The organism is Thiohalobacter thiocyanaticus, assembly GCF_002356355.1.
GTDB classification, from domain to species: Bacteria; Pseudomonadota; Gammaproteobacteria; order Thiohalobacterales; family Thiohalobacteraceae; genus Thiohalobacter; species Thiohalobacter thiocyanaticus_A.
Genome location: NZ_AP018052.1, coordinates 1,001,470 through 1,027,829, shown reverse-complemented (window position 1 = coordinate 1,027,829; position 26,360 = coordinate 1,001,470). Strand labels below are relative to the sequence as shown.

Annotated in this window: 21 protein-coding genes; 15 read left to right on the top strand and 6 right to left on the bottom strand. The window is 65.7% G+C overall.

From position 1 onward, the window contains the following. Nucleotides 1–36 precede the first annotated feature (36 nt). Together zwf and gnd are read right to left on the bottom strand one after the other, a co-directional pair. On the bottom strand, nt 37–1,518 hold the full coding sequence (gene zwf, locus CFK21_RS04785) for a glucose-6-phosphate dehydrogenase (protein WP_096365284.1): 1,482 nt from the start codon (nt 1,516–1,518) through the stop codon (nt 37–39). 30 nt (nt 1,519–1,548) lie between these two features. Further along, a complete protein-coding gene (gnd, locus tag CFK21_RS04780; protein WP_096365282.1) occupies nt 1,549–2,457 on the bottom strand; it encodes a phosphogluconate dehydrogenase (NAD(+)-dependent, decarboxylating) in 909 nt (302 codons plus the stop codon). A gap of 71 nt (nt 2,458–2,528) precedes the next feature. Here gnd and glgA point away from each other — a divergent pair, with 71 nt between their 5' ends. The 3 genes from glgA (at nt 2,529) to CFK21_RS04765 (ending at nt 8,429) form a co-directional block, all read left to right on the top strand. Further along, complete coding sequence (glgA, locus tag CFK21_RS04775) at nt 2,529–3,980, top strand: glycogen synthase GlgA (protein ID WP_096365280.1); 1,452 nt, start codon at nt 2,529–2,531, stop codon at nt 3,978–3,980. Nucleotides 3,981–4,284: 304 nt separating this feature from the next. Then, nucleotides 4,285–7,092: a phosphoenolpyruvate carboxylase gene (gene ppc / locus CFK21_RS04770; protein WP_096367491.1), complete on the top strand. Its 2,808-nt coding sequence runs from the start codon at nt 4,285–4,287 to the stop codon at nt 7,090–7,092. Between the two features lie 185 nt (nt 7,093–7,277). Continuing rightward, a complete protein-coding gene (locus CFK21_RS04765) occupies nt 7,278–8,429 on the top strand; it encodes a hypothetical protein (protein WP_096365278.1) in 1,152 nt (383 codons plus the stop codon). A gap of 193 nt (nt 8,430–8,622) precedes the next feature. On the opposite strand, the gene dcd is transcribed toward CFK21_RS04765, so the two are convergent. Both dcd and apbC read right to left on the bottom strand, forming a co-directional pair. Further along, nucleotides 8,623–9,189 carry a dCTP deaminase gene (gene dcd, locus CFK21_RS04760; RefSeq protein WP_096365276.1) on the bottom strand — a complete coding sequence of 189 codons (567 nt, stop codon included), beginning with the start codon at nt 9,187–9,189 and terminating at the stop codon, nt 8,623–8,625. A gap of 97 nt (nt 9,190–9,286) precedes the next feature. Then, nucleotides 9,287–10,378: an iron-sulfur cluster carrier protein ApbC gene (gene apbC, locus CFK21_RS04755; RefSeq protein ID WP_096365274.1), complete on the bottom strand. Its 1,092-nt coding sequence runs from the start codon at nt 10,376–10,378 to the stop codon at nt 9,287–9,289. Nucleotides 10,379–10,627: 249 nt separating this feature from the next. On the opposite strand from apbC, the gene metG reads away from it, so the two are divergent. The 7 genes from metG to CFK21_RS04720 all read left to right on the top strand — a co-directional run bounded on the left by metG (nt 10,628) and on the right by CFK21_RS04720 (nt 17,974). Continuing rightward, the gene (metG, locus tag CFK21_RS04750) at nt 10,628–12,685 is read left to right on the top strand and encodes a methionine--tRNA ligase (protein WP_096365272.1); all 2,058 of its coding nucleotides are present in this window, start codon (nt 10,628–10,630) and stop codon (nt 12,683–12,685) included. Between the two features lie 149 nt (nt 12,686–12,834). Continuing rightward, nucleotides 12,835–13,413, top strand: coding sequence for an electron transport complex subunit RsxA (rsxA, locus tag CFK21_RS04745; protein WP_096365270.1), 579 nt, complete (start codon nt 12,835–12,837; stop codon nt 13,411–13,413). 5 nt (nt 13,414–13,418) lie between these two features. Continuing rightward, a complete protein-coding gene (rsxB, locus tag CFK21_RS04740) occupies nt 13,419–13,994 on the top strand; it encodes an electron transport complex subunit RsxB (protein ID WP_096367490.1) in 576 nt (191 codons plus the stop codon). Beyond that, nucleotides 13,987–15,603 (top strand): electron transport complex subunit RsxC, encoded by a 1,617-nt coding sequence (gene rsxC, locus CFK21_RS04735; RefSeq protein WP_096365268.1) that lies wholly within the window; start codon nt 13,987–13,989, stop codon nt 15,601–15,603. The genes rsxB and rsxC overlap by 8 nt, the downstream gene beginning before the upstream one ends. 4 nt (nt 15,604–15,607) lie before the next feature. Beyond that, on the top strand, nt 15,608–16,642 hold the full coding sequence (rsxD, locus tag CFK21_RS04730; RefSeq protein WP_096365266.1) for an electron transport complex subunit RsxD: 1,035 nt from the start codon (nt 15,608–15,610) through the stop codon (nt 16,640–16,642). Then, complete coding sequence (gene rsxG, locus CFK21_RS04725) at nt 16,639–17,298, top strand: electron transport complex subunit RsxG (RefSeq protein ID WP_231971564.1); 660 nt, start codon at nt 16,639–16,641, stop codon at nt 17,296–17,298. Before rsxD ends, rsxG begins: the two co-directional genes overlap by 4 nt. Next, nucleotides 17,291–17,974 carry an electron transport complex subunit E gene (locus CFK21_RS04720; RefSeq protein WP_096365264.1) on the top strand — a complete coding sequence of 228 codons (684 nt, stop codon included), beginning with the start codon at nt 17,291–17,293 and terminating at the stop codon, nt 17,972–17,974. The genes rsxG and CFK21_RS04720 overlap by 8 nt, the downstream gene beginning before the upstream one ends. Nucleotides 17,975–17,984: 10 nt before the next feature. Here the strand turns inward: CFK21_RS04720 and CFK21_RS04715 are convergent, their stop codons facing one another. Continuing rightward, complete coding sequence (locus tag CFK21_RS04715) at nt 17,985–20,837, bottom strand: EAL domain-containing protein (protein WP_172844255.1); 2,853 nt, start codon at nt 20,835–20,837, stop codon at nt 17,985–17,987. A gap of 182 nt (nt 20,838–21,019) precedes the next feature. Between CFK21_RS04715 and nth the strand changes: the two genes are divergently transcribed. The 5 genes from nth to CFK21_RS04690 all read left to right on the top strand — a co-directional run bounded on the left by nth (nt 21,020) and on the right by CFK21_RS04690 (nt 24,563). After that, a complete protein-coding gene (nth, locus tag CFK21_RS04710; RefSeq protein ID WP_096365260.1) occupies nt 21,020–21,667 on the top strand; it encodes an endonuclease III in 648 nt (215 codons plus the stop codon). A 197-nt stretch (nt 21,668–21,864) separates the two neighbouring features. Beyond that, nucleotides 21,865–22,185 carry an HvfA family oxazolone/thioamide-modified RiPP metallophore gene (locus CFK21_RS04705; RefSeq protein ID WP_096365258.1) on the top strand — a complete coding sequence of 107 codons (321 nt, stop codon included), beginning with the start codon at nt 21,865–21,867 and terminating at the stop codon, nt 22,183–22,185. Nucleotides 22,186–22,254: 69 nt separating this feature from the next. Further along, complete coding sequence (locus CFK21_RS04700) at nt 22,255–23,067, top strand: HvfB family MNIO-type RiPP peptide maturase (RefSeq protein WP_231971563.1); 813 nt, start codon at nt 22,255–22,257, stop codon at nt 23,065–23,067. Continuing rightward, nucleotides 23,060–23,839 carry an HvfC family RiPP maturation protein gene (locus tag CFK21_RS04695; RefSeq protein WP_096365254.1) on the top strand — a complete coding sequence of 260 codons (780 nt, stop codon included), beginning with the start codon at nt 23,060–23,062 and terminating at the stop codon, nt 23,837–23,839. The genes CFK21_RS04700 and CFK21_RS04695 overlap by 8 nt, the downstream gene beginning before the upstream one ends. Nucleotides 23,840–23,969: 130 nt before the next feature. Beyond that, entirely contained in the window at nt 23,970–24,563 is a 594-nt protein-coding gene (locus CFK21_RS04690; protein ID WP_096365252.1) for an HvfX family Cu-binding RiPP maturation protein, read from the top strand. Nucleotides 24,564–24,628: 65 nt separating this feature from the next. On the opposite strand, the gene ppx is transcribed toward CFK21_RS04690, so the two are convergent. After that, complete coding sequence (gene ppx / locus CFK21_RS04685) at nt 24,629–26,140, bottom strand: exopolyphosphatase (RefSeq protein WP_096365250.1); 1,512 nt, start codon at nt 26,138–26,140, stop codon at nt 24,629–24,631. Nucleotides 26,141–26,360: the final 220 nt, after the last annotated feature.

The following is a 26,360-nucleotide window of genomic DNA, read 5'->3' as shown; positions in this document are numbered from 1 at the left end:
ATGGGTTGCGCTGCGCTCCACCCATCCTACCCGGCTTCAGCCATCCGTCTCCAGCCTATTGCGCCAGTCCTGGTCCTCGCGCAGGAACAGGCGGTTGGCCTCGGGCGGACCCCAGCTGCCGGCCGGGTAGGTGTGGATGTAATCGCGTTCCATGGCCCAGACCTTGAGCAGCGGGTCGACCACCCGCCAGGCCCACTGAACCTCGTCGTAGCGCAGAAACAGGGAGCTGTCTCCCTCCATCACGTCCAGCAGCAACGCCTCGTAGGCATCGATACCGGCCTCGGCGAGGCCACAGCTGGCGGCATCCAGGCGCTGGGTTTCGGTCAGCAGCTCCAGCCCCGGCTGTTTGACCTGCAGTTCCAGGCGCAGACAGTCGTTGGGCTGGATATTCATCAGCAGCCAGTTGGGTTCCAGCCGATCGATGTGGGTCTCGCGGAACAACTGCTGCGGCGGATGCTTGAAACGGATGCTGATCATGGAATTGTTTGCGGCCAGGCGTTTGCCGGTACGCAGGTAGAAGGGCACATTACGCCAGCGCCAGTTGTCGATGAACAGCCGCAGGGCACAGTAGGTCTCGGTGCTGCTGTCGGCGGGTACGCCCGCCTCTTCCAGATAACCGGGCACCTTTTCACCGCCCACCGAGCCACGGGTGTACTGGGCCCGAAAGGCGTGAGCGTGCACCGCACTCTGCGCAATGGGACGGATGGAACGCAGCACCTTGACCTTCTCGTCGTGCAGGGAGTCCGCATCCAGACTCGCCGGCGGCTCCATCGCCACCAGCGTGAGCATCTGCAGCAGGTGACTCTGCACCATGTCGCGCAGCGCGCCGGCGGCGTCATAGTAGCCGGCACGCTGCTCGATGCCGCGCGACTCGGCGTGGGTGATCTGCACATGGTCGATGTAGTTGCGGTTCCACAGCGGTTCCAGCATCAGGTTGGCGAAGCGGAACACCAGAATGTTCTGGATGGTGCCCTTGCCGAGATAATGATCGATGCGGTAGAGCTGGTGCTCGCCCCAGTCCCGGTGCAGGCGCCGATCCAGGATCTCGGCGCTTTCCAGATCCGAGCCGAAGGGCTTCTCGATCACCACCCGGCGCCAGCCGTCGGCCCCGTTGTTGAGGCCCACGGCGGCCAGTTCATGGCTGACCACACCGAAATCGGCCGGGCTGATGGCCATGTAGAAGGCGATATTGCCCGGATAACGGCCGCCGCTTTCCAGCCGCTCCTTCAGCCTGGCGTAGATGGCGGTGTCATTGAGGTCGCCCTGAAAGAAATCCAGCCGCTCACTGAAACGGGCGAACAACTCCGCATCCAGCCCGCCGCGGGCGCGTGACTCCAGGTCCTGCTGCACCACCTTACGCCAGCCCGCATCGTCCCAATCGCGTCGCCCCACCCCGAGCACCCGCATGTCCGCGGGCAGACGGCCCGCCTGCTCCAGGTGATACAGTGCCGGCAGCAGCTTGTTCTGCGCCAGGTTGCCGGTGGCGCCGAAGATGACAAAGGTGCAGCTCTCGGTCATGTGTCGTCCTGTCTGTCCGCCAAAGCTGATTCAGCGCTTCTCCACCGCATGGCCGCCGAAGGCATTGCGCATCATGGCCAGCAGGCGGTTGGCATAGCCGGTCTCGTCCTGGCTGGCAAAGCGCATGGCCAGGGCCAGGCTGATCACCGGCAGGGCCACGCCCTGGTCGATGGCCTCGACGGCGGTCCAGCGGCCCTCGCCGGAATCGGCCACCACCGGCGCGATGTCGGCCAGGTCCTGGTCCTGCTGCAAGGCCTCGGCGCTCAGATCCAGCAGCCAGCTGCGCACCACCGAGCCGTGGCGCCACAACTCGCTGATCTGCGCCAGGTCCAGCCCGAATTCCTCCTTGCCCCTGAGCAGGGCCAGGCCCTCGGCCAGGGCCTGCATCATGCCGTACTCGATGCCGTTGTGGACCATCTTGGTGAAGTGCCCGGCCCCCACCGGGCCGACATGGGCCCAGCCACGGTCCGGCGCCGGAGCCAGCGCTTTCAGGGCGGGGGCAAGCGCCTCGATGGCGGCCGCCTCGCCGCCGACCATGAGACAATAGCCGTTGTCCAGACCCCAGATGCCGCCCGAAGTACCGGCATCAACGAAGTGGATGCCCCGTTCGGCCAGCCGGTCGCCGCGACGCTGGCTGTCATGGTAGTTGGCATTGCCGCCGTCGATGACGATATCGCCGGCCTCCAGCAGATCGGACAACTGCTCCAGATGGGATTCGGTCACCGCGCCGGCGGGCAGCATCAGCCAGACCAGCCGCGGCGCGGCAAGCCGGCTGACGGCATCGGCCAGGGAATCGGCCGGGATCAGGCCTTCCTCGGCGGCCAGGGTATCGACGACCTCCCGGCTGCGGTTGTAACCGACCACCTCGATGCCGCCGCGACGCAGGCGGCGGGCCATGTTGCCGCCCATGCGGCCCAGGCCGATCATTGCCAATCGCATAACTGGCGCTCCTCTTGCATTATTTACCCCTGCGGATGAAACCGAACCGCCAACCGAGAAGGCAGACCGTGATGAAGATCCTCTTCGCCAGCAGCGAAGTTCACCCCCTGATCAAGACCGGCGGCCTGGCCGACGTCTCCGGAGCACTGCCCCGGGCGCTGAAGAACCAGCGCCACGACGTGCGCCTGGTACTGCCCGCCTACCAGAGCGTGACGCAACAATTGCCCGGGGTCAAAACCCTGGCCCTGATCCAGCCCCCGGGCTGCACGGTTCCGGTGCAGCTGCACGAAACCCGGCTGCCCGACAGCCGCCTGCGGGTCTGGCTGGTGGATATCCCGGAATACTTCGACCGCCCCGGCAATCCCTACCTGGGCCCGGACGGGCAGGACTGGCCGGACAATGCCCAGCGCTTCCACGCCTTCGCCCGCAGCGTGGTCGAACTGGCCCTGGACCGGGCCGGCCTGGACTGGCAGCCCGACCTGGTGCACTGCAACGATTGGCAAACCGGCCTGGTGCCGGCGCTGCTGAGCCTCGAGCCGAAGCGGCCGGCCACCGTGTTCACCATCCACAACCTGGCCTACCAGGGACTGTTCGCATGGGAGACGTTCCGCGATCTTGGCCTGCCCGGACACTGGTGGTCCCTGCATGCGCTGGAATTCCACAACCAGTTCTCCTTCATCAAGGGCGGGCTGGTGTTCGCCGACTGGATCACCACCGTCAGCCCGACCTACGCCGAGGAGATCCGGACCCCGGCCTTCGGCTGCGGCCTGGAAGGCCTGCTGCAGATCCGCGCGGACCGGCTGCGCGGCATCCTCAACGGCGCCGACTACCGCATCTGGAATCCGAACCAGGACCCCCACCTGCCGCACCCCTACAACGGCCGCTCGCTGGCCGGCAAGGCCGCGAACAAGGCCGCGCTGCAGCGCGAGTTCGACCTGCCGGAGCAGGCGCAGATTCCGCTGCTCGCCCACATCGGCCGGCTGGTGGCCCAGAAAGGCATCGACCTGTTGCTGGACTGCCTGCCGCAGGTGCTGGCCGGGGAGGCGCAGCTGGTGCTGCTGGGCAGCGGCGAGCCGGAACTGGAGGCCCGGCTGCAGGCGCTGCAGGCCGAACACCCGGACAAGATCGGTCTGCGTCTGGGCTATGACGAGGCCCTGGCGCACCGCATCGAAGCCGGCGCGGACATGTTCGTCATGCCCTCGCGCTTCGAACCCTGCGGACTGAACCAGCTCTACAGCCTGCGCTACGGCACCCTCCCGGTGGTCCGGCGCACCGGCGGCCTGGCCGACACCGTGATCGACGCCGACGCGACGGCCCGCGCTGCAGGCACGGCGACCGGTTTCGTGTTCAACGAGGCCACACCGGCGGCCCTGGCCGAGGCACTGCGTCGCGCCCTCCACCTGTATCCGCAGACACAGGCATGGAAGCAACTGGTCCAGACCGCCATGCGCCAGGACTTCAGCTGGAAGCGCAGCGCGGCCGAGTATCTGCAACTCTACGAAACCGCCCTGGGCGGGCGGTGATCCTATCCGGCCGTGGTAATGGAAACGCAGAGAACGCAAAGACGCAGAGGCGCAAAGTTATTGAAATCAAAGAATCTACATAAGCGTGCAGGCACGTAGGTCGGGTTAGCGGCAGCGTAACCCGACAGGCACGAGGACAGGCGTCGGGTTACGCCCTGCGGGCTAACCCGACCTGCATACCACACCCGGCAATTCTCTGTTTTCTCCGCGCCTCCGCGTCCTCTGCGTTGATGCCGCCCCTGTCAGCCGGAGACCACTCAGGTATAATGCGCGTTCTTTTGGGCAGCAGACGGCGATGTGGGCCATGATCGATCAACCCCGCGACAAGGAACTCCGCGCCCGCGTGCGCCTGCTGGGCAGCCTGCTCGGCAACGTGCTGCGCGATCAGGAAGGCGGTCAGGTGCTGGACGCGGTGGAGACCCTGCGCAAGGGCTTCATCCGCCTGCGCAAGGTCGACGACCCGAAGCTGCGCAGCCGCCTGATGCGGATGATCGACCAGCTCAACCCGGCCATCCTCACCCACGTGGTGCGCGCCTTCAATGTCTACTTCAGCCTGGTCAATATCGCCGAGCAGGCCTTCCAGCACCGCCAGCGCCGGCGCGAGGTCAGCACCGGCAAGCGCCTGTGGCTGGGTTCCTTCGACGACACCCTGCGCCAGTTCCGCGAGCAGGGCATCGGCCCGGACCAGCTCCAGACCCTGCTCGACCGGACCCTGTACCTGCCGGTGTTCACGGCCCACCCGACCGAATCCAAGCGCCGCACCATCATGGAGGCGCTGCGCCGCATCTTCGTGGTCAGCGAGCAGCTCGACCAGCGCCTGAACCGGGAACAGCGCCAGGAGGTTATCCGGGAACTGGAGAGCCAGATCCAGATCCTGTGGAAGACCGACGAGGTGCGCACCCACCGTCCGCGGGTGGTCGACGAGATCCGCCACGGCCTGTTCTACTTCCGCGAAAGCCTGTTCGAGGCCATCCCTACGCTCTATCGCAACCTGGAGAAGTCCATCCGCCGCACCTACGGCGAGGAATTGGAAGGACAACCGGTCAACACGCCGACCCTGCTGCGTTTCGGTTCCTGGATCGGCGGCGACCGGGACGGCAATCCCTTCGTCAAGCCCGAAACCACCGAGATGGCGCTGCACCTGCACATGCGCGAGGCGGTGATCTGCTACATGCGCCGGCTGGACGCGCTGCGCCACCTGCTGACCCATTCCAGCAACCTGATCACACCGACGCCCGAGTTCAGCGCCGCGCTGGCCGAGGACGTCAAGCGCTACGGCGACAGCGCATTCCGGGACCATCCGCACCGCTTCGAGCACGAACCCTATCGGCGCAAGCTCTATGTCATGCGCTACCGGCTGCGTCAGAACCTCACCCTGCTCAATGCCAAGCTGGAGGCGGACGAGACGGACTGCCCCGGCTGCGAGGACCGCTACCTTCACGAACAGGAACTGCTGAGCGATCTGTGCCTGATCCGGGATTCGCTCGTCAGCCACGGGGATGCCCGCATCGCCGATGGCAAGCTGCAGGACCTGATCCGGCTGGTGGAGACCTTCGGCTTCTTCCTGCTGCAACTCGACATCCGCCAGGAATCGACCCGCCACACCGAGGCCGTGGCCGAGATCCTGCAGGCGCTCGAGGGCGCCGACTACAACGCCCTGGACGAGGCCGGCCGGCTGCAGTGTCTGGCCGAGCGGATCGCCGCCGGCGCGCCGCCGCGGCTGGCGCCGGACAGTTACAGCGAATCCACCCGCGAGACCCTGGCGGTGTTCGACGTTATGCAGCGCATGCAGGACGAGATCAGCCCCAACGCCTTCGGCAATTACGTCATCTCCATGACCCACACCGCCAGCCACGTGATGGAGGTGATGTACCTGGCCTGGCTCAACCGCCTGGCCGGAAGGAACAACGGCGACTGGCACTGTCGCATCCGCATCAGCCCCCTGTTCGAGACGATCGAGGACCTGTCCCACGTCGAGGAGGTGCTGCAGGCGCTGCTCAACAATGCCACCTACCGCGCCCTGCTCGCCGCCTCCGGCAACCAGCAGGAGATCATGCTGGGCTACTCCGACTCCTGCAAGGACGGCGGCATCGTCGCCTCCAGCTGGAACCTGTACGAGGCGCAGAAGAAGATCATCCGCATGACCACCGAGCTGGGCGTGGACTGCCGGCTGTTCCACGGCCGCGGCGGCACCATCGGCCGCGGCGGCGGTCCCACCCACGAATCCATCCTGGCGCAGCCGCCGGGTACGGTGCACGGCCAGATCAAGTTCACCGAGCAGGGTGAGGTGCTGTCCTACAAGTACAGCCAGCTCGAGACCACCGTCTACGAGCTGACCATGGGCCTGACCGGCCTGATGAAGGCCAGCCGCTGCGTGGTCCAGGAAGTCCCCCATGATCGCGAGGACTACCTGGGCATCATGGACGCCCTGACCCGGACGGGTGAGGCGGTCTACCGTGAACTGACCGACCGCACCGAGGGCTTCCTGGACTATTTCTACGAGGTCTGTCCGGTCGACGAGATCGGGCTGCTCAACATCGGCTCCCGGCCCAGCCACCGCAGTAAGGCCAACCGTTCCAAGTCATCGATCCGCGCCATCCCCTGGGTGTTCGGCTGGGCCCAGTCGCGCCATACCCTGCCGGCCTGGTACGGCCTGGGTTCGGCACTGGAACAGTGGCGCAACAACGACCCCAACCGGCTGGCCAAGCTGCAGACCATGTACCGGGAGTGGCCCTACTTCCGCGCCCTGCTCAGCAACATCCAGATGTCGCTGTTCAAGGCGCAATTCGACATCGCCCGGGAATACACCCGCCTGGCCCATGACCCGGATCAGGCCGCGCACATCTATGACACCATCCGCGAGGAGTTCCGACGCACCCTGACCCAGGTCCTGAACATCGCCGATATCCAGCTGCTGCTGGAGGAAACGCCCTCGCTGCACCTGTCGCTGAGCCGGCGCGACCCGTACCTGGACCCGCTGAACCACATCCAGGTCACCCTGCTCAAGCGCTACCGCAATGAGTCGCTGGGCGAGGCCGACCGTGAGGCCTGGCGCGACCCGCTGCTGCGTTCCATCAACGCCATCGCCGCCGGGATGCGCAATACCGGCTGACTCTTTGCCACACTGCATAAGGGGTTTCTAAAGCCGGGCGCCCACCTTCCGATAAGTGGAATGTGAACTACATTTGACATTCCGACACCCCGCACCCGTGTCCGGAGGCACCCTGGCGCATGGCCCGGCGCATCATCCACAAGCAGGGAGTAGTACAGCCCACCGCATCCGACTGAGCGCAGATCATGACAAATCTGCTGCTCTGGCTACTCGGTCTGCTCGAAATCATCATCGTCCTGATGGTGATCGTGGGGGTGTTGTATCGCCAGAATCAGCGCCTGCAGCGCGCGCTGGGCAGCGGTCTCGGTGGTGAGGCCGGCGCTACCGCCACCGACTGGAGTGAATTTCTCCAGGCCCAGATCAACCGCACCCGCACCCGCCTCGGGCAGATGAGCAGCGACGGCGTCAGCTCGCCGGCCGGTATCCGGCTGCTGCAATTGCGCCTGCGGCTGCTGGAGGCCGAACGCGCCGCCTGGGACCGCAGCACCCCCGACCATGAGTTGTTCTGGGACACCCTGCTCCAGGCCCTGCCCAGCCCACCCGGGGACGATACCGCCAGTGCCATCGCTGTCAGGGAGGAACTGATCCAGTCCCTGCAGGAGCGGGTCGAGCAGTACGGCAACCGGGTCGAGAACCTGGAGACCTTCAAGACCATGTTCTTCGACCTCAAGCAGAAGTTGAGCGATTCCCAGGAACTCAATCTTCAGGTCCACGAGGAGATCACCCGCACCATTCCGGTCGAGATGCAGTCGCCCGAAATGCAGCAGATGCTCGAGCGGCTGCGGGCGGAAAACATCTCCATGGGCGAGATGCTGGAACACGTGGACAAGCAGCTGCGCAGCATCATGCTGCAGGCCGGCGTCAGCAACCGCAGCGGACTGCCGCCCCGGCCCGAGGACAAGGGCGCCGTGGAGAGCATGTCCGATATGGTCATGCACATCGAAAGCGAGATGGCGCAGGTCCGCGACATCATCGTCGGTCAGAAATCGCGCATCAACGAACTGATGCTGGAGATCGACTCGCTGCAGCTCGAACTCAACGACAAGAACCGGCTCCGGCAGGCCTTGCAGCAGCTGGCCCGGAAGAATGCCGACATGGCCCAGACCATGGACCGGCTGGAGCAGGAAAACCGCTTCCTGCAGGAACACATCTCGATCCTGCACAGCCAGGAGCTTTTCGCCGCGGAGCAGTCCAGCGAGAAGATCCGGGAATTCGAGAATCAGCTGCTGGCCAAGGAGAAGGCACTCAACGCGCTGGAGCGCAAATACGCCGCCATGGAAGGGCAGTACCTGTCGGTATTCAACGAGAACGAGCGCCTGAAGCAGAAATCGGCCTGAAACTACTGGACCGCAAAGGCGCAGAAGGCGCGCGAAGGGATAAACCCGATCATGGCCAGATAGCGGACGTCACTGCCGTTACCGTCATTGCGTTAAGGTATTGAAGCGGGCGTGGAGTGGTTTTATGAAACCATTTGTTCGCGCCTTCCGCGCCTTTGCGATTCAGGTGTTCTGACGCTTCACATAACCAGGCTCAGGCCTTGGGCAGGGTCACCCCGCGCTGGCCCTGATACTTGCCGCCGCGATCCCGGTAGGAGGTCTCGCAGACCTCGTCGGATTCCAGGAACAGCACCTGGGCCACCCCCTCGTTGGCGTAGATCTTGGCCGGCAGCGGGGTGGTGTTGGAGAACTCCAGTGTCACATGACCCTCCCACTCCGGCTCCAGCGGGGTGACGTTGACGATGATGCCGCAGCGGGCGTAGGTGGACTTGCCCAGGCAGATGGTCAGCACGTTGCGCGGGATGCGGAAGTACTCCACCGTGCGCGCCAGGGCGAAGGAATTGGGCGGGATGATGCAGACGTCGGATGTGACATCGACGAAGCTGTCGGCGGAGAAGTCCTTGGGATCGACGATGGCCGAGTTGATATTGGTGAAGATCTTGAACTCTTCCGAGCAGCGGATATCGTAGCCGTAGCTGGAGGTTCCGTAGGAGATGATCCGCTCGCCCTCGTGCTCACGCACCTGGCCGGGCACGAAGGGCTCGATCATGCCTTCCTGTTCCGCCATGCGGCGGATCCACTTGTCGGATTTGATACTCATGTTGTTTGACTTCTCTTGCGATACGAAAAGACCGCCCACAAAAAACCGGCCCAGAGTATAACCTCCGGGCCGGTCCTGTGGCGACTTCCCCTGCCGATCAGTTGTTCTGGATGACGATCTTGGGGAACTTGGCCGCGTAGTTCTTGGCCTGGGTCGACAGCCGGGCCGCGGTGCGCCGGGCGATGTCACGGTAGATCTGGGAGATGCGCGCCTCCGGCTCGGCCACCACGGTGGGCTTGCCGTTGTCGGTCTCTTCGCGGATGCGGATATCCAGCGGCAGGGCGCCGAGCAGGTCGACATCGTACTGCTCCGACATGCGCTGGCCGCCGCCCTCGCCGAAGATGTGCTCCTCGTGACCGCAATTGCTGCAGATGTGGATGCTCATGTTCTCCACGATGCCCAGCACCGGCACCTCGACCTTCTGGAACATCTTCAGGCCCTTGCGCGCGTCCAGCAGGGCGATGTCCTGGGGGGTGGTGACGATGACCGCGCCGCTGACCGGCACCTGCTGGGCCAGGGTCAGCTGGGTGTCGCCGGTGCCCGGCGGCAGGTCGATGACCAGGTAGTCCAGTTCCGCCCAGTTGGTGTCGTTCAGGAGCTGCTGCAGCGCCTGGGTGACCATGGGGCCGCGCCAGATCATCGGCGTCTCCTCGTCGACCAGGAAACCGATGGACATGGCCTGGACGCCATGGGCGACCATGGGCTCCAGGGTCTTGCCGTCCTTGGACTCGGGCTGGCCGTGCACGCCCAGCATGCGCGGCATGCTGGGGCCGTAGATGTCGGCGTCCAGTACGCCCACGCTGGCGCCCTCGGCGGCCAGGGCCAGGGCCAGGTTGACGGCGGTGGTGGACTTGCCCACGCCGCCCTTGCCGGAGGCCACGGCGATGATGTTCTTGATGCCCTTGATCGGCTCCACGCCCTTCTGCACGGCATGGGAGACGATGCTGGTGGAGATGTTCACGGTCACGTCGCTGACGCCCTCGACCTTGCCGGCCAGTTCGGCCAGGCCGGTCTTGAGCTCGTCCTCGTAACCCTTGGCCGGGAAGCCCAGCACCACGTCGATGGTGACCCTGCCGCCGTCAACAGCGATGTCCTTGATGCACTTCGCGCTGACCAGATCCTTTTCCATGTAGGGATCGACGTAGTCTTTCAGCGCGGTCTCGATTTGCGCCTGGGTTGCCTCAGCCATATCCGTTCAACCTCCGAATGCTTCTGGATTCAGGCGCCCGGCTGTCCGGACACCCCGATGATCTGGCCGCGTATTCTACCCAAAATGCCGGGGACCTGTCTCTGGCTCCCGCCCGCCGGCACCGGTTGCGGCCACGCTGGCGGGCTAATATGTCATAATTCGCCCTCGCTCGCGCTATAACCCAGAATGCACAAGGTTTTGAGGGCGTTCCGCACCGGGCGGAGCGCCCCGCCGCACCCAGAGGTACCCATGTCAGACAGCCCGCGCCGAATCCTGGCCACCAGTGCCCTGCCCTACGCCAACGGACCGATTCACCTGGGGCACCTGGTCGAGTACATCCAGACCGATATCTGGGTGCGGTTCCAGAAGCTGCGCGGCCACCAGTGCTGGTACGTCTGCGCCGACGATGCCCACGGCACCCCGATCATGCTGCGCGCCCGGGCCGAGGGCGTCAGCCCCGAGGCGCTGATCGCCCGGGTCGCGGAAGAACATCAGGCCGATTTCGCCGGCTTCTCGATCGGTTTCGACAACTACGGCAGCACCCATTCGGAGGAGAACCGCGCGCTCGCCAGCCGGATCTACCTGGCCAACCTTGAGGCCGGCCACATCCACACCCGCACCATCCAGCGTCCCTTCGACCCGCAGGAGCAGATGTTCCTGCCGGACCGCTTCATCAAGGGCACCTGCCCGCGCTGCGGCGCCGAGGATCAGTACGGGGATTCATGCGAGGTGTGCGGCGCCACCTATGAACCCTCCGAGGTGAAGAACCCGGTCTCCGCCCTGTCCGGCGCCACCCCGGTGATGAAGAACACCGAGCAGTATTTCTTCGACCTGGGCCACTTCGAGCAGTCGCTGCGCGCCTGGACCCATGGCGGCCAGCTGCAGCCGGCCATCGCCGCCAAGCTCAACGAGTGGTTCGAGGGCGGGCTCAAGGACTGGGAGATCTCCCGCGACGCCCCCTACTTCGGTTTCGAGATACCGGATGCCCCCGGCAAGTTCTTCTATGTGTGGATGGACGCCCCCATCGGCTACATGGCCAGCTTCAAACAGCTATGCGAGAAGGCCGGCCTGGACTTCGATGACTGGTGGCAGAAGGACTCGGAGACCGAGTTGTATCACTTCATCGGCAAGGACATCGCCTATTTCCACACCCTGTTCTGGCCCGCCATGCTCGAAGGCGCCGGGCTGCGCCGCCCGACCAAGGTGTTCTGCCACGGTTTTCTCACCGTGAACGGGTCCAAGATGTCCAAGTCCCGCGGCACCTTCATCAAGGCGCGCACCTATCTCGATCACCTCAATCCCGAGGCGCTGCGCTACTATTTCGCCGCCAAGCTCTCCGACGGCATCGACGACATCGACCTCAACCTGGAGGACTTCATCCAGCGGGTGAACTCGGACCTGGTGGGCAAGTACGTCAACATCGCCAGCCGCGCGGCGGGCTTCCTGACCAAACACTTCGACGGTGAACTCGCGCCTGCGGCCCAGTTCGGCGACGAAGACTACTGGCAAGGGGTCAAGGGCGGCGAACACCTGATCGCCGAGGCCTACAAGAACCGCCGCTACGGCGAGGCCATGCGCCGGATCATGCAGATCGCCGACGAGGTCAACGAGTACTTCGATGCCGAAAAGCCCTGGATCCTGGCCAAGGACGAGAGCCGACGCAGCGAGCTGCAGCGGGTCTGCTCGCGCACCCTGCACGCCTTCTACGTCCTGTCCATCTATCTCGCCCCGGTGCTGCCGGCGACCGCCGCCCGCGTGGCGCGCGAACTGTTCGGGCTGGACCGCGACCTGTGCTGGGACGATCTGGAGCAGGTCCCGACCCGGGTCAATGCCTTCAAGCACCTGATGACCCGCATCGAACCGAAGGAGGTGGAAGCCATGCTCGAACAATCGCAGGCGGATATGGCCGCCGAGCCCGGAAAACAGGCGGAACAGGCCACCCCGACCGCCGACAGCCCGCTGGCAAAGGATCCCATCGCCCCGGAAATCGCCTTCGACGATTTCGCCAGGGTGGACCTGCGCGTGGCCCGCATCGCCCGGGCCGAGCAGGTCGAGGGGGCCGACAAACTGCTGCGGCTGACCCTGGACCTGGACGGCGTGACCCGGACCGTGTTCGCCGGCATCAAGTCGGCCTACGCGCCTGAGCAGCTGGAAGGCCGGCTGACGGTGATGGTGGCCAACCTGGCCCCGCGCAAGATGCGCTTCGGCGTCTCCGAAGGCATGGTACTGGCAGCCGGCCCCGGCGGCCGCGACCTGTTCATCCTCAATCCGGACAGCGGCGCGCAGCCGGGCATGAAGGTGAAGTGATTGATCTGAATCAGTGCGCCCCGCCCCACCCGACGGGCAGGCTCGTTATAATAGCGGGCGACCATACCCCTGAATCGCTGCGGTATTGGGCCTGAAACCCCAGCCGCAGTCACTGTTATCCACCCGCGGCAGCCTTTACCCTGTACGCTATGACCGAATACCTCCTGATCCTGATCAGCACCGTCCTGGTGAACAACTTCGTCCTGGTGAAGTTCCTCGGGCTGTGCCCCTTCATGGGGGTGTCGCGCAAACTGGAAACGGCCACCGGCATGGGCCTGGCCACCACCTTCGTGCTGACCCTGTCCTCGATCTGCAGCTATCTGGCCAATGAATACCTGCTGGCCCCGCTGGGGCTGGAATACCTGCGCACCATCACCTTCATCCTGGTCATCGCCGTGGTGGTGCAGTTCACCGAGATGGTGGTGCACAAGACCAGCCCGCTGCTGTACCAGGTACTGGGCATCTTTCTGCCGCTGATCACCACCAACTGCGCGGTGCTGGGCGTGGCCCTGCTCAACGTGCAGCAGCACCACGGTTTCATGGAGTCGGCCGTCTACGGCTTCGGCGCCGCGGTCGGCTTCTCCCTGGTGCTGATACTGTTCGCCGCCATCCGCGAGCGGGTGGCGGCGGCCGATGTGCCAGCGCCCTTCCAGGGGGCGTCCATCGCGCTGATCACGGCCGGGCTGATGTCGCTGGCCTTCATGGGCTTCACGGGGCTGGTCAAGTGACGGGCATCCTCAGTGCCGTGCTCGCCCTGGGCGTGCTGGCCGCCCTGTTCGGCCTGCTGCTGGGCTATGCCGCCATCCGCTTCAAGGTGGAATCCGATCCGGTGGTCGACCAGATCAACGCCATCCTGCCCCAGACCCAGTGCGGCCAGTGCGGCTTCGCCGGCTGTCGCCCCTACGCCGAGGCCATCGCCGCCGGCGAGGCCGAGATCAACCAGTGCCCGCCCGGCGGCGAGGCCGGCATCCGCGCCTTGGCCGACCTGCTGGGACGCGACTTCATCCCCCTGAACGAGGCCGAGCATGGCGAGCACAAGGGCAGGCGCGTCGCGGTAATCGACGAACAGGTCTGCATCGGCTGCACCCTGTGCATCCAGGCCTGCCCGGTGGACGCCATCCTGGGCGCGGCCAAGCACATGCACACGGTGATCGCCGAAGAGTGCACCGGCTGCGAACTGTGCATCGAGCCCTGCCCGGTGGACTGCATCGACATGGTGCCGGTGCCGGAGGACATCAATCAGTGGAAGTGGCCCGCGCCGGACGAGCGCCGCATCGATATCGCCGAGCGGAGTGCCGCCGATGGCTGACACCGAGCGCAAACATGAACGTCTGGACCTGTCCCGCCTGCATCATTTCCACGGCGGGCTGACGCTGCCCGACTGCAAGGCGGCGGCGACGGCGACGCCGGTGCGCACCCTGCCGGTACCGCCGCGGCTGATCCTGCCGCTGCAGCAGCACATCGGCGAACCGGCCCGGGCGGAGGTCGAGGTCGGCGACCGGGTCAGGAAGGGCCAGCTGATCGCCCGCGCCGAGGGCTATGTCAGCGTGCCGGTGCATGCCCCGACCTCAGGCCGGGTCATCGACATCGGCGACCATCCCGTGCCCCACCCGTCCGGACTGAGCGCGCCGGCCATCGTCATCGACAGCGACGGCGACGACACCCCGGTCGCCGGCGAGCCCCACGCCGACTACCGCAGCCTGGATCCGAGCGAGTTGCGCAACCGCATCCGCCGCGCCGGGATCGTCGGCATGGGCGGCGCCGGCTTCCCCACCTTCATCAAGATGAATCCGGGCCCGCACAAGCCGATCGACCTGCTGGTCATCAACGGTGCCGAGTGCGAACCCTACATCAGCTGCGACGACATGCTGATGCGCGAGCGCCCGCGGGAGATCATCGAGGGCGCCCACATCCTGATGCATGCCCTGCGGGTATCCACCTGCGTGATCGGGATCGAGGACAACAAGCCCGAGGCGATCGCCGCCCTGGACCAGGCCCTGGCCGCCGACCCCAGGCTGGGCAACATCCGGGTGGTGGCCATCCCCACCCTGTACCCGTCCGGCGGCGAGAAGCAGCTGATCCAGATCCTGACCGGGCGCGAGGTACCCAGCCAGAGTCTGCCGGCCGACATCGGCGTGGTCTGCCAGAACCCGGCCACGGTGGCGGCGGTCTATCATGCCATCCACCACAACGAGCCGCTGATCTCACGCATCGTCACCGTCACCGGCGCCGGTGTGCGCGAGCCGGCCAACCTGGAGGTGCGCATCGGCACCCCCATGCATCACCTGATCGAGGCCTGCGGCGGCTACAGCCCGGGGGTGGACCGCATGCTCATGGGCGGGCCCATGATGGGCTTCGCCCTGACCAGCGACGCCCTGCCGGTGATCAAGACCACCAACTGCCTGCTGGCCACCACCCGCGCTGAGCTGCCGCCGCCGCAGCCGCCGCTGCCCTGCATCCGCTGCGGCGAGTGCGTACGCGTCTGCCCGGCGCAGCTGCTGCCGCAGCAGCTGTACTGGTACGCCCATGCCCGGGATTTCGACAAGGCCCAGGACTACAACCTGTTCGATTGCATCGAATGCGGCTGCTGCGCCTATGTCTGCCCCAGCCAGATCCCGCTGGTGCAGTACTACCGCTTCGCCAAGACCGAGATCTGGGCCCAGGAGCACGATCGCATCAAGGCCGACATCGCCCGCCAGCGTCACGAATCCCGGCAGGAGCGGCTGGAGCGGGAAAAACGCGAGCGCGCCGAACGCCTCAAGCAGAAGAAGAAGGCCGTGCGCGAGGGCGATGACAAGAGCAAGCAGGCCGCCATCCAGGCCGCGCTGGAGCGGGCACAGGCGAAGAAGCAGGTGACCGGCACCGAGCGTCAGGCCGCGGACGCCAGCACCGCCCCGCCCCCGGACAGGAACGACTGAGACGATGGAATTCCGCACCTACAGCTCGCCCCACCTGTCCGGCCCCGCGCACGTCGGCAGGCTGATGCGCGGCGTCATGCTGGCCGCCGTCCCGGGACTGCTCATGGCCTGGTGGTTCTTCGGCTGGGGCGTGCTGATCAACCTGGTGCTGGCCCTGGCCACCTGCATCGGCGCCGAGGCCGCCGTGCTGCGTCTGCGCCGGCGTCCGGTGCGCGCCACCCTGGCCGACGGCAGCGCGGCCCTGACCGCCCTGCTGCTGGCACTGACCCTGCCGCCCTTCGCCCCCTGGTGGATACCCGTCATCGGCGGCCTGTTCGCCATCGTCATCGCCAAGCAGCTCTATGGCGGACTCGGCTACAACCCCTTCAATCCCGCCATGGTCGGCTATGTCGTGCTGCTGATCTCCTTCCCGCGCGAAATGACCCTGTGGGCCCCGCCGCAGGCCCTGGCCGAGGTGCAGCTGTCGCTGGTGGACACCCTGGCCTGGTCGCTGCTGGGCAGCCTGCCCGCCAACGTCAGCGTGGACGCCATCAGCATGGCCACGCCCCTGGACACCATCAAGACCCAGCTGGGCCTGGGTCTGACCCTGACCGAGATCCAGGCCGGTCCCCGCTTCGGCGACATCGGCGGCTATGGCTGGGAGTGGGTCAATCTGGGCTTTCTGCTGGGCGGGGGCTGGCTGCTGTATCGCGGCACCATCCAGTGGCAGATCCCGGCCGGCGTGCTGGGCGGACTGTTCGTCATGGCACTGCTGTTCTATGCCGTCGACAGCGATACCTACGCCTCACCGCTGTTTCACCTGTTCAGCGGCGCGGCCATGCTGGGGGCCTTCTTCATCGCCACCGATCCGGTTTCGGCCAGCACCACGCCGCGCGGACGGCTGCTCTACGGCGCCGGCATTGGCATCCTGATCTACATCATCCGGGCCTGGGGCGGTTACCCCGACGGCGTGGCCTTCGCCGTGCTGCTGATGAACATGGCCGTACCGACCATCGACTACTACACCCAGCCCCGGGTCTACGGCCAGGAGCGCAAGTGAGCAGCTACCGCCACATCCTGCTCACCGGGGTGCTGCTGTTCGCCTTTGCCGCCATCGGCACCAGTCTGGTGGCTGTCACCTACCAGCAGAGCCGGGAGCAGATCGAGCGCAACGAGCGTCAGGTGCTGCGTCGGCATCTCAACCAGGTGATCAACCCCGAACGCTACGACAATGCGTTGCTGGAGGACCGCATCGAGGTCCGTGACCCGGCCTTCGGGATCGACGAACCGGTGACCGTCTACCGGGCGCGCATGCAGGGGATGCCGGTGGCGGCGGTGTTCTCCACTGTCGCGCCGGACGGCTACAATGGCCGCATCCGGCTGCTGGTGAGCATCGACGTCACCGGCGTGATCACCGGCGTACGCGTGCTCTCGCACCGGGAAACGCCGGGGCTGGGCGACGCCATCGAGGCCGGGCGTTCCGACTGGATCCAGGGCTTTGTCGGGCGCAGCCTCGGCGATCCGCCGGCGCAGCGCTGGACCGTCCGGCGCGACGGCGGCGCCTTTGACCAGTTCACCGGGGCGACCATCACGCCGCGGGCGGTGGTCAACGCCATCCGCCGCACACTGCTATACTTCGACGCCCACCCGACGGAGGTCTTCGCCCGACCCGAGGCCGCCGGCCGGACACCCAGCGACGAGCCCGACGATGACTGACACCAGCTATCCCGAAATCGCCCGCAACGGCCTGTGGAACAACAACCCGGCCCTGGTACAGCTGCTGGGACTGTGCCCGCTGCTGGCCGTGACCACCACCTTCATCAACGGCCTGGGGCTGGGCATTGCCACCACCCTGACCCTGATCATCTCCAACTCGGTGGTCTCCGCCATCCGCAAGCTGGTCCGGCCCGAGGTGCGCATCCCGGTGTTCGTGCTGGTGATCGCCTCGACGGTGACCGTGATCGAGATCAGCATGAACGCCTGGTTCCACGACCTGTACCTGATCCTCGGCATCTTCATCCCGTTGATCGTCACCAACTGCTCCATCATCGGCCGGGCCGAGGCCTTCGCCTCCAAGAACCGGCTGCGCGCGGCCTTCACCGACGGGCTGGCGATGGGGCTGGGCTTCACCGCCGTGCTGGTCACGCTCGGGGCGCTGCGCGAGATCGTCGGCAAGGGCACCCTGTTCGCCCAGGCCCATCTGATGTTCGGGGAGTTCGCGGCCAACTGGTCGCTGACCCTGGTCGAGGATTATCGCGGCTTCCTGCTGGCGGTACTGCCGCCCGGGGCCTTCATCGGCCTGGGGCTGATCATCGCGGTGAAGAACATCATCGACCGGCGCCGCGCCCGGCGACCGCTGCGCGCGGCGGCCGGCGAGGCCGCCACGGCCTGATGCCGCGATACTACAGCGGCTCGCCCGCCGGCGGCAGCAGCTGCGGCCAGGCCACACCGTAGCCCTGCACGTAGTCCACCCCGATCTCCTGCAGCACCGCGCGGATGGCCTCGCTTTCGACGAACTCGGCGATGGTGCGGATGCCCATGACATGGCCGATGTCACGGATGGCCGTGACCATTGCCCGGTCGACCGGATCATTGAGGATGTCCTTGACGAAGGCGCCGTCGATTTTCAGGTAATCCACCGGCAGTTCCTTCAAATAGCCGAACGACGACATGCCGCTGCCGAAATCGTCCAGGGCGAAGCGGCAGCCCAGCTGTTTCAGTTCCCGGATCAGGCGGATGGCCGCACTCAGGTTGGTGACGGCAGCGGTTTCGGTGATCTCGAAGCACAGCATCTGCGCGGGCACGCCGCTGGCCCGGATACGACGGACCAGGAAGCCGTGGAACTCCTCGTCGCTGAGCGAGGTGCCGGACAGGTTGATGGAACACAGCGCCAGTTGCTCCCGCACCCCGGGGCTGGCCTGCAGCCAGTCCAGCACGGCATTGACCACCCAGCGGTCGATGGCCGGCATCAGGTTGTAGCGCTCCGCCGCCGGCAGGAAGGCGCCCGGCGGTATCATTTCGGCGCCGCGATTGCACAGCGCGACCAGCATCTCGCAATGCAGCCCTTCGGCAGCGCCGCTTGTCGGCTCAATAATCTGATAGCGCAGGCAGAAATGGTCCTGCGCCAGCGCTTCCTGCAGACGGGAGACCCACTGCATCTCGCCGTGACGCTGCGCCGTCTCCACATCGTCGCGCTGGTAGAGGTGGATGCGATTGCGTCCGGCCTCCTTGGCCATGTAACAGGCGGCATCGGCCTGGGCCAGCGCCGTACCGACATCGCGGGTGGAACGGTCAATGGCGGCCAGGCCGATACTCACGCCCAGCGAGAAGGTCTTGTTCTCCCACATGAAGCGGAATTCCTGCACAGTGCGCGCCAGTTCCTGGGCGATACGCAGCGCCTCCCCGGTCTGGCAATCCTCCAGCAGCACGCCGAATTCGTCGCCGCCCAGCCGCCCCAGCATATCGGTGTGGCGGATGCGCTCGTGCAGCAGGGTGCTGAGCTGGCGCAGCAGTTCATCGCCGGCGACATGGCCGCAAGTATCGTTGACCACCTTGAACTGGTCCAGATCCAGGTAGCACAGCACATGCTCGCTGCCGTGGCGGTTCGACGCCTCGAGCGCCCGGCGCAGGCGCTGCTCGAAGGCATGGCGGTTGACCAGGCCCGTCAGGGCATCGTGGGTGGCCAGGTAGTCCATCCTGCGGTTCAGTTCGCGCGCTTCGGTCACGTCCCGGAACACCACCACGGCACCGGTGACCTGATCGTTCTCGGCGGTCGGATAGGCCGAGTACTCCACCGGGAAACACTCGCCGTCGCTGCGCCGCAGCAGTTCGGCCTCGGAACGCCCTCCACGGCCGCTGGCCATGACGCTGAACACCAGCGCGTCGTCGTCGGCCGCCGCCGCCTCGCCGTCCGTTTCGCATCGGATCAGCGTCTGGATGGGCTGGCCCAGCACCTGGTCCCGCTCCAGTCCCAGCATGCGCAGCGCTGCGCTGTTGATGAAGGTACAGCGCCCCTGACGGTCGATGCCGTAGATGCCCTCGCCGGCCGACTCCATCAGCAGCCGGATGTGGGCGTTGAGGCGCCGCAACTCGTCCTCGGTCGCGCGGGTGCGGGTCAGATCGCGCAGGGCCATCAGGACGGCACTGATCTCGCCGTCCGAACCCCGGATCATGCGCACCATGATCTCGATGGGACGGCCGAACCGGTTGTCGGGATGATCGGCCTCCAGGGTCACCAGCGTGTCCCGCCGCCGCTGCCGGGCCTGGCACACCGGGCAGGGCACCGGCTCACCGTGGGGATGCATGATATCCATGATGCTGCGGCCGAGGGCGGTCTCGGCGGTCAGGCCGGTAAGTTCGTAGAAGGCGCGATTTGCACGCACGACGCGGTCATCGAGGTCCACCACATACACAGCGTCCTCGAAGAAATCCATGATGTGGTCCCACTGGGCACGCGAATCCTGCAGCGCCTTTTCCGCCTGCACCCGGTGGGTGATATCCAGCGTGGTGCCGATCAGGCGGGCCGGTCGGCCCTCGGCATCGAAACTGACCCGGCCCTGCTGCAGCACGTGGCGCTCGCCGCCATCGGCCAGCGCGACCCGGTGCTCGACCCGATACAGATCCGCATCCCCCTGCAGGGCACGTTCGATCTCCAGCACCATGGTCGCGCGGTCCTCGGGGTGCACCGCGTCCAGGAATTTCTGGTAGCTGGGTCGGACCGCGCCGGGCTGATATCCGAGCAGCCGGTATTCCTCATCCGACCAGGCCGCCATGCCGGTGCGGACATCGAGCTCCCAGCTGCCCAGGTGCACCAGGGCCTCGGCCTCGCTGTGGCGCAGTTCGCGACGGCGCAGCCGGGCAATGGCATCGTGATAGTCGGTGATGTCCTGGCAGATGCCGACCATCCGTTGCACCCGCCCCTGGCGGTCCCGGATCGGACTGCCCGCCAGCAGAAACCAGCGCGGTGTCCCCGCCTCCGGCAGGCTGCGGTACTCCACATACAGGGTCTGACCGCCGCCCAGGGCCGCCTCGATTGCGTCCACGACCCGCTGACGGTCGGCCGGATGGAGTTGGCCGAGGAAGGATTGGTACGTGGCGGGGCCGGGGCGGCCCCCGTCCCGGGCCGACCAGCGCATGCGGCTGCTGGCCGGATCCCAGTCCCAGGTCTGGATGTCCGCCGCCGCCAGTGCCGGGGCCAGTGCACTTTCCTCCGGGAAGGCATGCAGGTTGGAAAAATAATCCGATTCCGTACTCATAAGTCTGCCAGCCGGACCGCCGCCGGGGCGATGTGTATGCGGCCCTGCCCGAGTCGTCTGAATCAGCCGGGGCTCTATCAAAAATAGACGAATTCTTGACGGCATTCATTCCCGATCATCGCAATCCATCCCGGCTCCAGTACAATACCGTGCAACAGCATCTTGAAATCAATGAGTTAAAAATGAACAAGTCCAAGCGCGAGGCCATTTTCAAGCGCTTCCAGGAAGCCAACCCCGACCCGACCACCGAGTTGCATTACGGCAACCGTTTCCAGCTGCTGATCGCGGTGATCCTCTCCGCCCAGGCCACCGACCGCAGTGTGAACCAGGCCACGGCCGCCCTGTTTCGCCAGGTCCGCACCCCTCAGGCCATGCTCGAACTTGGCGAGGCAGGTCTGAAGCGGCACATCAGGACCATCGGCCTGTACAACAGCAAGGCCAGCAACATCATTGCCACCTGCCGCATCCTGGCCGAGCGGCACGGCGGCCGGGTACCGGGCGAGCGCGAGGCACTCGAGGCCCTGCCCGGCGTGGGGCGCAAGACCGCCAACGTGATCCTCAATACTGCCTTCGGTGAACCGACCATCGCCGTCGACACTCATATATTCCGCGTGGCCAACCGCACCGGCATCGCCCCCGGGAAGACCGTGCTGCAGGTCGAAAAAAAACTGCTCAAGGTCGTGCCCGAACCCTATCTCAGGAACGCGCACCACTGGCTGATCCTGCACGGTCGCTATACCTGCACCGCACGCCGGCCGCGCTGTCCGGGCTGTCTGATCCATGATCTGTGCGAGTACCGGCACAAGTCAGAGCCGGTCGAAAGGCCCTAGTGGACTGATCGGTCCATATTTACGATAATCCGGGAACCGTGACTCCCGGCGGCTGTCTTCACTGAAAGTGGCCCGAAATCCGATGGAACCTTTATCCGCCATCGCGGGTCACATGCAATGCAGTTCCGGCCCGGCCGGCGCTGAAGACCCGACCGGCTCCCATGAGCCGGCACAACAAGACAACTGGAGGTACGACCATGTCACAGCATTCCAACCGCAAGCCCCTGTCACTCGCCATCGGCACCGCCTTTGCCGCCAGCCTCGCCGCCGGCAGCGTCGGCGCAGCGGAAAACCCCTTCCAGCAGGCCGAACTCGCCTCCGGCTATATGGTGGCCGATGCCCACGAGGGCAAATGCGGCGAAGGCAAGTGCGGCGGCAAGAAGGACAAGGACCGCGAGAACTGCGACAAGGACAAGAAGGGCAAGGCCGAGGGCAAATGCGGTGAAGGCAAGTGCGGCGGCAAGAAGGACAAGGCCGAAGGCAAGTGCGGTGAAGGCAAGTGCGGCGGTAACCAGTAACGGACTGGCCCCGTGAGTTCGGCAAGCTATCCTATCACCGGCGCCGGACTGGGACTGCGGCGGACCCTGATGGGTCCGCTCGCGGACCATTCCCCCGAACAGGTGCACTTCATGGAGGTGGCCCCGGAGAACTGGATCGGCGTGGGCGGCCGCTTCGGTCGACAGCTGCGCGAATTCACCGAGCGCTATCCCTTCGTCACCCACGGCCTGTCGCTGTCACTCGGCGGACCCGCACCGCTGGATGAGGCCCTCATTCACAAGACCAGGCGTTTCCTGGATGAACACAGGATACGCTGCTGCACCGAGCATCTGAGCTATTGCAGCGACGACGGGCATCTCTATGACCTCATGCCCATCCCCTTCACCGAAGCCGCCATCCACCATGTGGCGCAGCGCATCCGCCGTACCCAGGACATCCTGGAACGCCGCATCGCGGTGGAAAATGTCTCCTACTATGCCGCACCGCAGCAGGAGATGAGCGAGATCGAATTCATCAACGCCGTCCTGGAGGAGGCCGACTGCGACCTGCTGCTGGACGTGAACAACATCTACGTCAACAGCGTCAATCACGGCTATGACCCCGAGGCCTTTCTCGCCCGGGTCGACCCCGGGCGCATCGCCTACATCCATGTCGCCGGCCACTACAACGAGGCCGAGGACCTGATCGTCGATACCCATGGTGCCGATGTCATCGATCCGGTGTGGGCGTTGCTGGACAAGACCTACGCCCGCTTCGGCGTCATCCCGACCCTGCTGGAGCGCGACTTCAACATACCGCCGCTGCCGCAGCTGCTGGGTGAACTGGACCATATCCTGGACCTGCAGCGCAGACACGCCGGGGCTCAACCGGCCTCAGCCCCGGCCGGAGCCGAGCATGGCTGAGACCGGTGATTTCCAGGCCACCCAGTTCGCCTTCGCCGCGCATATCCGCGATCCGGCGCATCAGCCCGCACCCGCCGATGTGGAAGATCGGCGCATGGCGATCTATCGCGAATTGTTCATCAACAACATCAGCAGCTTTCTGGCCGGAACCCTGCCCGTGCTCCACCAACTGCTGCCGGAGGCGCAGTGGCAGGAGATGATGCGCGACTTTCTGGTCCGGCACCGCTGCCATTCGCCCTATTTTCTCGATATCCCGCGCGAGTTCCTGACCTATCTGGAACACAGCCGCGATGCCCATGCCGGGGATCCGCCCTTCCTGTATGAACTGGCCCATTACGAATGGGCAGAGCTGGCGCTGTCGGTCGCCGACGAGCAACTCCCCCCGGCGGCCGGCATCACTGATGCCGGACTGCTCGATACGCCGCTGCAGGTCTCGCCGCTGGCCTGGCCCTTCAGCTACCGCTTTCCGGTCCACCGGATCGGCCCCGATTACCAGCCCGACGCACCACCGCCGGCACCGACCTACCTGCTGCTGTATCGCGATCCGGACGATGAGGTACGCTTCATCGAACTCAATGCGGTGAGTGCGCGGCTGCTGGCGCTGCTGCTGGAGCGTGCCGGCGACCCGGGCTACACCGCCCGCCAGGCGCTGGAACAGATCACCGTCGAACTCGGGCACTCCGAGCCCGACGTGGTCATTACCGGCGGCCGCGGCATCCTGGCCGACTGGCAGCACCGGCGGATCCTCCACAGCCCCCACACTACAGACTGATATCGGAATACCCATGCCTGGCTCCGATCCCGATTCGTCTTCCATAAATATGGACCGGACAGTACAGTATTTGCAGGGGTGCGCATTCCCTGCCTGTCGTCACGCAACCCGTAAAACAAGGAGAACAGCCATGCTGCAACTGATGCTGCGTCTGCAGAACCTGCTCGACCGTACCCGCGCCCTGGATTTCATTGCCCCGCTGGCCCTGCGGCTGTTTCTCGCGCCCATTTTCATCCTGGCAGGCAGCAACAAGCTGGCAAATGTGGACAATGTCGCCCAATGGTTCGCCTGGCTCGGCATGCCGGCGCCGGAACTGATGGTCTACCTGGCCGTCCTGAGCGAACTGGTCGGCGGCATCCTGCTCCTGATCGGCCTCGCCACCCGCTGGGCCGCCATTCCGCTCATGTTCACCATGATCGTGGCCGCCGCCACCGCACACTGGGACAATGGCTGGCACGTACTGCCGGAAACGGAACTGACCGTACCCTGGGAGTGGCGCACGGACCTGATCGAAGACGCCGTGGAGCGGCGTGATATGGCCCGGGATATCCTGCGTGAACATGGCAATTACAGCTGGCTGACGGAGGCCGGCAGCATTACCGTCCTGAAGAACGGCATCGAATTCGCCGCCACCTATTTCATCATGCTGCTGGTGCTGTTCTTCACCGGCGCCGGCCGCTACGCCAGTCTGGATTTCTGGATCGCCCGCAGGATCGGGCGCTGAAGACGGCATGCAGACCGGACGGTGCCGGCACCGTCCCCAGGCAGTGGCCACGGGGAGGCAAGGCTTCAGGTGAAATCAAGCCGCAGTCCCACCGCGGCCAGGTAGTTCTGTTCCTCTTCCAGTCCGGCACGGGTCAGAGGATGGGCCTCCAGCCAGCCGGAGGGAAACTGCAGCGAGATACCTTCGGGGGCACAGACCAGTGCCAGATCAGCGGGCAGCCGGTCCGACCGCCCCCGCTGCAACAGCACCGCCAGACGCAGCAGCAGGGTGATGTAGAGCATCTGCGGCGGCTGTGATTTCCACAGTTCCTTGTTGAGCTTGCGCCGGTGCCCGCGCACCAGACTGGCCAACCGGGCCTGCTCGCCGAGCGAGAAGCCGGCCATATCCGAATGCTGGATCAGGTAGGCGCCGTGCTTGTGATACTGACTGTGCGCGATGATCAGTCCCACCTCGTGCAGGCAGGCCGCCCAGTGCAGCCACTGCTGCCATTGCTCATTCAGGCCCCAGCAGCCCCGGACCTGTTCGAAGAAGGCCAGTGCCAGCTGCTCCACCCGCTGGGCATGTTCGGTATCCACCTGGTAGCGCTGCGCCATCGCCGCGATCGTCGCCTCGCGGATATCCTCGTGGCGCATACGTCCCAGCAGATCCAGCATCAGGCCTTCGCGCAGCGCACCGGTAGAGACGTTCATGCGTTTCATCTTCAGCACCTCGAACGCGGCAAACAGAATGGCAAAGCCGCCCGCCAGCACCGGGCGGCGCTCGTCGGACAATCCCTTCAGATTCAGTCGGTCGACATGGCCGGCGGCAAGCAGCGCCTTGCGCAGCCGCTTCAGCGCCTGATAAGTGATGCCCTGCTCCGACCAGCCCTCATTGATGACGATTTCCCGGATCGCCTTGATTGTCCCCGAGGCCCCCGTCTCGCTCTGCCAGGACAGACTGCGAATCCGCGCCCGCACCGGCCGGAATTCCAGCTGAGCGGCCAGGACGGCGCGGCGCATGCCTTCCTTGGTGATCTCCCCGTCCGGGAAGAAACGCTGGCTCATGGAGACACAGCCCATATAGAGGCTTTCCATGTACAGGGGCAGAAAACCCTCACCGACGATCAGTTCGGTGCTGCCGCCGCCGATATCCAACACCAGCCGCCGTCCCGGCTCCGCGGCCACGCTGTGGCTCACGCCCTGGTAGATCAGGCGCGCCTCCTCCACACCGGAGATGATCTCGATCGGATGACCCAGGGCCTGGCGGGCCTGTTCCAGAAAGGCGCCGTCGCGGTTGGCGCGGCGCAGGGTGTTGGTGCCGACCGCCCGCACCGCGCCGGAGGGAAATTCGCGCAGGCGCTGGCCGAAGCGCTCCAGGCAGGCCAGGGCGCGGGCGCGCGCCTCGTCGCTCAGACGGTGCTCGGGGGTCAGGCCCGCGGCCAGGCGCACCGGCTCGCGCAGCCGGTCCAGCACCTTGAGCTGCCCGTTGTCCTGGCTGGCGACGATCATGTGGAAGCTGTTCGAACCGAGGTCGACGGCAGCGATGGTATCGGCCTCGGCCGCGGGGGCGGAGGGATTCTGTTCGGCCTCAAACGGCATGCCTGGTCCCTTTACGATTCCGATGCCGCATCATACCGTCATCCCGGCGGTCGAGGCCAGATTGGGCAATCCCCGGCGGCTGATGGACATACCCCGCAAGCCGGCTAGAGTTAAGGACAGCGGATGCGTGATCCCCGCCCCATGTCCGCCGATGCCCGGCGCCGTCCGGGCCGGCGCAGGCATGACGGACAACCAGACAGGATCTGCGCTGCAATTTCTT